General features: G+C 64.2%; 6 protein-coding genes and 1 pseudogene. 3 read left to right on the forward strand and 4 right to left on the reverse strand.

All coding sequences use genetic code 11. The features are described from left to right. The coding region (locus EOD15_RS26325) for a phytanoyl-CoA dioxygenase family protein (RefSeq protein WP_185929083.1) at nt 1–375 on the reverse strand (375 nt) is incomplete at its 3' end. An 89-nt stretch (nt 376–464) separates the two neighbouring features. Here EOD15_RS26325 and EOD15_RS26330 point away from each other — a divergent pair. Together EOD15_RS26330 and ubiA are read left to right on the forward strand one after the other, a co-directional pair. After that, a complete protein-coding gene (locus tag EOD15_RS26330; RefSeq protein ID WP_127320923.1) occupies nt 465–1,376 on the forward strand; it encodes a LysR family transcriptional regulator in 912 nt (303 codons plus the stop codon). Between the two features lie 68 nt (nt 1,377–1,444). Then, the gene (gene ubiA / locus EOD15_RS26335; RefSeq protein WP_164761765.1) at nt 1,445–2,428 is read left to right on the forward strand and encodes a 4-hydroxybenzoate octaprenyltransferase; all 984 of its coding nucleotides are present in this window, start codon (nt 1,445–1,447) and stop codon (nt 2,426–2,428) included. Between the two features lie 204 nt (nt 2,429–2,632). Here the strand turns inward: ubiA and EOD15_RS26340 are convergent, their stop codons facing one another. The 3 genes from EOD15_RS26340 to EOD15_RS26350 form a co-directional block, all read right to left on the reverse strand. Next, nucleotides 2,633–3,199: a DUF6101 family protein gene (locus EOD15_RS26340; protein WP_127328402.1), complete on the reverse strand. Its 567-nt coding sequence runs from the start codon at nt 3,197–3,199 to the stop codon at nt 2,633–2,635. Nucleotides 3,200–3,385: 186 nt separating this feature from the next. Continuing rightward, entirely contained in the window at nt 3,386–4,816 is a 1,431-nt protein-coding gene (locus EOD15_RS26345) for an FAD-binding oxidoreductase (RefSeq protein ID WP_127322282.1), read from the reverse strand. Between the two features lie 9 nt (nt 4,817–4,825). Then, entirely contained in the window at nt 4,826–5,800 is a 975-nt protein-coding gene (locus tag EOD15_RS26350) for an L-threonylcarbamoyladenylate synthase (protein WP_127322281.1), read from the reverse strand. A gap of 191 nt (nt 5,801–5,991) precedes the next feature. Here EOD15_RS26350 and EOD15_RS26355 point away from each other — a divergent pair. Next, nucleotides 5,992–6,225, forward strand: a pseudogene (locus EOD15_RS26355) (hypothetical protein); the annotation flags it as partial.

Raw genomic sequence — 6,225 nt, forward strand, 5'->3', positions numbered from 1 at the left:
GTCCTGATGCCAGGGCGTCGGCTTCTGCGTGCCGGGTTCCTTGACCAGCACATGGTCGTGGAAGAACTGCGCGGTGCGCGACTGCATCACCGCCGCCGCCAGTTCGGCGGCGGGTGAGTCCCGCACCAGGCTGACGAATTCGGGGACGCGCTCCCAGTTGCAGTAGTCATCGAAGAAACTGCCGCGGCCGTTGGCGATGTCGGATGCGGTGGCGCTGCGGTTCTGCATGTTGCGTTCGATGCCGGCGGCAATCGTGTCGACCCAGCCCTTGAAGGCGCCGCGAATGCAGACAGCGCCGTCACGCTGATAGTCGGCGATGGTGCCCGCATCGATCATGGAGGCGTTGGAAGTGTGGCTGGCAGCTTGGGAAGCCATGGCGTTCTCCTCTTGGAATGAACGGACTATCGCAACCCTCTTTCATTCAGTAAAATAATAACTTTCCATTTGGTACATAGGATAACCCTATGAATGTGACCCTCACCCAATTGCGTTATCTTGTTGCCGTGGCGCGTCATGGCAGCGTCACCGGGGCGGCGAAGATGCTGAACGTTTCGCAGCCGTCGATCTCGGTGGCGATCGACGCGGTCGAAAAGAATTTCGGCCAGAAGCTGTTCGTCCGCCAGCGCGGAAGCGGCGTGTCGCCGACATCGTTCGGCCGCGCCGTCGTGGCCAAGGCAAGGCAGGTTCTCACCGAAACGGACGAACTCGTCGGCCTGGGTTCAAGCAAATCGGCTGTCAGCGGTGAGTTGGTGCTGGGATGCTTCGAGGATCTGGCGCCGTTCTTCGCGCCGGCTTTGATCCGCGCCTTCTCCGAACGCTATCCGGCAGTCAAAATCGTCGTTCGCGACGAGACGTTCGAGACGCTGGGGCGTCGGCTGGGTGATGCGGCCATCGATCTCGGCCTGACTTATGATCTCAGCCTGCCGACCCATTTCGCCCGCATCCTGCTGCGCGAACTTCGTCCACACGCGCTGTTGCCGGCAGGCCATGCCCTGGCGGACCGCCCAACGGTCAGCCTTGCCGATCTGGCCGCCTATCCGCTGATCACGACGGATCAGCCGCACAGTTGGCAGCACATGCTCGACCTGTTCCGCAGCCGCGGCCTCTCGCCGGTGGCCGATACGACGACAAGCTCGTTCGAACTGCAGCGTAGCATGGTCGCCAACGGCTTCGGCGTCGCGGTCAGCTATACCCGCCCGCACGGCGACCGCAGCTATGACGGCCTGCCGCTTATCTGCAAGCCGCTGTCCGATCCGCTGCCCATGCAGCGGATCCTGCTGACCTATGACACGCATCAGCGTGTGTCGAATGCAGCGCTGGCCTTCGTCGAGGTGGCCAAGGACTGGTTCGCCACCCACGACATCTTTGCCTCGTGAAAGGCTGACGGGCACCACTCTCCCGCTTGCCGCTTGACGGTTTCTGCCGCTGCTGCCACTCCATGGACATGGAAAATATCCAGTCGAAAGCGGCCCAGGGCCGTGTCGCCGATGCGCCGAACGGCCATTGGGTCTACCGCGTGCTGCCGCGCTCGATATGGCCCTATGCGCAGCTTGCTCGATGGGACAGGCCGATCGGCTGGCAGTTGCTGCTGTGGCCGTGCTGGTGGTCGGCAGCCTTGGCGGCAAGCGCCTATCCGCGTCCGGGCGACCCGCTGCTCTCACTGCTGCCGGCGCCTTTGTATCTCGTGCTGTTCCTGGTCGGGGCCATCGCCATGCGCGGCGCCGGCTGCACCTACAACGACCTCGTCGACGAGGACATCGACAGCCAGGTGGAGCGCACGCGCTCGCGACCGTTGCCGTCGGGCAAGGCGACGCGCCGGCGGGCATGGCTGTTTCTCGTCCTGCAGGCCCTGGTCGGCCTCGTCGTGCTCATCCAGTTCAACAGCTTCGCCGTCCTGCTCGGCATCTGCTCACTGGCGGTCATCGCCATCTATCCATTCATGAAGCGGATAACCAACTGGCCGCAACTGGTGCTTGGCCTTGCCTTTTCCTGGGGCGCGCTGATGGGATGGGCGGTCGAGTTCGGCGATCTCGATGGGCCTGCCATCATGCTTTATATCGGCTCGATCCTGTGGGTGATCGGCTACGACACGATCTACGCACATCAGGACAAGGAAGATGACGCCATTGTCGGCGTGCGCTCGACGGCACGCCTGTTTGGCGATAACACCAAATCGTGGCTGGCCGGGCTTTATGGCGGCGCGCTGATCTGCTTCGCCATCGCCTTCGCGTCGGCGCAAGCGCCGGTGGTGGCGCTGGCCGGACTGATCGCCGCCGGCGCCCATTTGGCCCGGCAGATCGCCGTGTTGGATATCGACAATCCGGACCAATGCCTGCGGCTGTTCAGGTCGAACAACCAGGTCGGCTGGCTGATCTTCCTCGGCCTGATCGGCGGCGCTGTGTGGGTGGCGCTGAAGCCGCTGGTTTAGTCTTCCTTCTCCCCGTCACTATACGGGGAGAAGGTGGCGGCAGCCGGATGAGGGGCAGCGCCGACCTTAAAGGCGAGGCGAGAGGTTCAGCGGCGAACCGGGCGAACATGAATTGAGTCTTAAGGTGGCCGAACACTTAGGTCGGCGCTGCCCCTCGTCGCCCTGCCGGGCACTTCTCCCCGTATAGTGACGGGGAGAAGAAGGCTAATCCCTCGAAATGATCTCCTGGCCGTCGATGACCAGCCTGAGACCGAGGGCGCCGGCCCTGCGGCGAGCGAGGAAACGCGGGCGGCGCGTGTTCGAAATCCGCCCCTTGCGCCGATCCTGCGGCGGCAGCGTCTTGATGGCGGCGCCGAGCGATTCTTCCAGGGTGCGGGCAACGCCGTCCGATTCGATCAGCAGCATCGGCAGACGGTAAGCGTCGGCCCAGGCGCGCCAGTCGGCTGCGACATCGTCGAGATCGTCGGCCACCAGCAGCGGCACCGACAGCATCGGGTCGTTGTGCAGGAGTTCCAGGGTCACCGTGACATTGCCGTCCGGGTCTTCCATGGCGCGGGCGGCAACGCCGCGGAACGCATTGGAGGGCAGAACGATGATCGCGGGCAGGCCGCTCATCTCGAGCAAGCGGCGGATCACGGCGCCGCGCTGGTCGATGGTGAAGGTTACATCGCCGTAGTCGTCGCGAGTCGCGTAGCTCACCACTTGCGGCAGGCGAAATGGGTCGAGACGCATGTTGCGTCCCGCCCAGACTGGCTTCAGTCCGGTGTTCATAGAGTGGCCTTCCTGTCTGTCTCCTGAGAGCCGGTGTCCGGTTCTCTCCGGGCCGGTTTTTCCAGCCTCGTTTGTATGGAGACAGTAGCGCGGGCTCCTTACCGCCCCGCTTAAGAAAGTCGGTTAAATTTTGCTGATCTCAGGGATGGTTATCGGAATCCCACCAGCCGCAAGTTGTCGAAAGGATCAGATAACCTTACCCGGATTCATGATGCCGGCCGGGTCGAAAGCGGCCTTCACCCTTCGCATCAGATCGATCGCCATTGGCGGCGCGGTGGCGATCAGTTCGTCGCGCTTCAACTGGCCGATGCCGTGCTCGGCCGAGATCGAACCGTGCAGGCTGCGCACCACATCGTGCACCGCCTTGTTCATGGGGTGATAGAGAGCGAGGAACGCCTCATCGTCGCCGTCGACGGGCCGCGAAATGTTGTAGTGGAGATTGCCGTCGCCCATATGGCCGAAGCAGACCACGCGGGCACCTGCACTTACCGACGCCACGGCGCCGGCAGCCTGCGCGATGAAACGCGGGATCGAGGCAATAGGCACCGAAATGTCGTGTTTGATCGAGGCACCCTCCGGCTTTTGCGCTTCGGGCAGCACCTCGCGGAAATTCCAGAAGGCATCCCCCTGCGCAAGACTCGCCGCAATGACGGCGTCGCCGACGAATTCCTGTTCAAGGCCGGCCGAGAGCACGTCCTCGATCAACGCCCGCGAATCCTCCGACGAACGGCCTGATGAAATCTGCATCAGCACGTACCACGGCCAGTCCTCGATCAGCGGCCGCACCACGCCCTGGGCATGCGCCAGCGTGAAATCATATGGCCGCCTGCCGATCAGTTCGAAAGCGGTGAGTGCTGCCCCGGCACGGTCCATGGCCAGGCTGAACAGCGAAAGTGCTGCCTCGGGTGACGACAGGCCGGCGAAGGCGACTTCGCGCCCCTTCGGCTTCGGGAACAGCTTGAGCACGGCGGCGGTGATGACGCCGAGCGTGCCTTCGGCGCCGACGAACAGGTTTTTCAGGTCGTAGCCGGTGTTGTCCTTCTTCAGCTTGCGCAGGTCGTCGAACACCTCGCCGGTCGGCAGCACCACCTCGACACCGAGACAGAGTTCGCGCGCATTGCCATAGGCAAGCACGCCGGTGCCGCCGGCATTGGAGGAAAGATTGCCGCCGATCTGGCAGGAGCCCTGCGCGGCCAGCGACAGTGGGAACAGCCGGTCGGCGGCGTCGGCTGCCTCCTGCAGCGTCTGCAGGATGACGCCGGCCTCGACCGTCACGGTGTTGGACAGGACATCGATCTCGCGGATGCGGTTCAGCCGCGACAGCGACAGGACGATTTCGCGCCCGGACCTGTCCGGCACCTGCGCGCCGACCAGCCCGGTGTTACCGCTTTGCGGCACGATCGGCGTTCCCGTCTCCGTCGCCAGCCGCATGATCCGGCTGACTTCGTCGACACTGCCCGGGCGCAGCACCAGCGATGTCGCGCCGTGCCAGAGCCCGCGCCGCTCAATGAGGTAAGGCGCGATATCGCGCTCGTCGCGGAGCGCATATTTGTCGCCAACGATCGCCGCGAAGCGATCGATGAGAGCGGAATCGAGTGTCTCTATGATTTCGGTCATGGGGGAAAACTATGGTGTGGGCAGCGTGATGTCACGAGGGGCGGCGGCACGCGACAGCCGATCGTTGATGGCTTCGCCGAGCCCGTCGAAGGGAATAGGTTCGACGGCGATGGTCCGCGCGCCGCTGCGGTCGAGCTCCTGCATATAGGCGAACAGATTGCTCGCCGCTTCGCGCAGGTCACCGGTTTCGGATAAATTGAGGAAGGCTTCGGCGCGGCGCCAGCCTTGCGCCCTCTGGCTGCCGAAGCCTAGCAAAGCCTCGCCCTCGCCGACCGTGCCGGCATTGAGCCGCATCGCAGCACCTGGCGCATAGTGCGAGGCAAGCATGCCCGGCGCCTCGATACCGGCGGTGCCGCCGCGCAACAGCTCCATGCCGATAGCCGCCTCGATCTCCTCGGCGGCGATGCCGCCGGGCCTCAGCAGCCGCAATCCGTTTCCTTCGGCCTTGACGATGGTCGATTCCAGCCCGACCGGGGTCGCGCCGCCATCGACCACCAGCTTTATCCGCGCACCGAGATCGGCGGCCACCGCTTGCGCGGTCGTACCGCTGATCTTGCCGGATGAATTGGCGCTGGGCGCTGCAAGCGGGCGGCCGAGCCTGGCGATCAGCTCGCCGCCAAAGCCCCTCGGCATGCGCAAGGCAATCGTATCGAGCCCGGCGGTGACCAGCGGATGGATGCCGTTGCCGGGCCGTTGCGGCAGCACCAGCGTCAGCGGACCTGGCCAGAATGCCAGCGCCAGTTTCCTGGACAGCGGATCGAACAACGCGAGGCGCTCTGCCATCGCCATATCCGCGACATGGGCGATCAGCGGGTTGAAGCGCGGCCGCCCCTTGGCCTCGAAAATGCGCGCGACGCCGATGCCGTTGGTGGCGTCGCCGGCCAGCCCGTAGACGGTTTCCGTCGGGATGGCGACGACATCGCCTTCCATGAGCAGCGCCAGCGCCCGCTCCAGCGCCTCGCCCGAGCCAAGTATTTCAGCCACTCTCGTCACCTCACAGATGGGGGGTGCGTAGTACGATGGCGGCCGTTGGGCAAGCCGCTGTTGGGTACCCTATTGTTGGCGAGCAGGAGCATTGGCGATTTATCAATCCCTAAAATGCGATGTTTCCGCGAAAGCCGGCATCAATTCCGGCCTGCTATCGAACAGCTTCTGGGCAAAGGGGAGCGACATCAGTGTCTGCGCGTATCCTGCTGGGTATCATTCTTGCTGTTGCGGCCGGCGAAGCCCAGGCGTCATCCCTGGTTTTTCCAGGCACGCCATCCTCCACCCCATCGATCGTCAGGATCGGCGCCCCCAACCAGCCTAGAACCGTCGATGCGGTCAAAGCTAGCGATGCGCGGTCGGTGGTGGCAAAAGGGGAAGCGCAGCCCGACGTCACCGATGAAAAGGTGGCGGCGATCCCGGAC

It is taken from the genome of Mesorhizobium sp. M7A.T.Ca.US.000.02.2.1 (assembly GCF_003996995.1).
In the GTDB taxonomy this organism is placed as follows: Bacteria; Pseudomonadota; Alphaproteobacteria; order Rhizobiales; family Rhizobiaceae; genus Mesorhizobium.

What these genes read in the sequence shown, in the direction of transcription:
- EOD15_RS26345 (WP_127322282.1), bottom strand. Translation starts at nt 4,816, where the DNA reads ATGACCGAAATCATAGAGACACTCGATTCCGCTCTCATCGATCGCTTC.
- EOD15_RS26340 (WP_127328402.1), bottom strand. Translation starts at nt 3,199, where the DNA reads ATGAACACCGGACTGAAGCCAGTCTGGGCGGGACGCAACATGCGTCTC.
- ubiA (WP_164761765.1), top strand. Translation starts at nt 1,445, where the DNA reads ATGGAAAATATCCAGTCGAAAGCGGCCCAGGGCCGTGTCGCCGATGCG.
- EOD15_RS26330 (WP_127320923.1), top strand. Translation starts at nt 465, where the DNA reads ATGAATGTGACCCTCACCCAATTGCGTTATCTTGTTGCCGTGGCGCGT.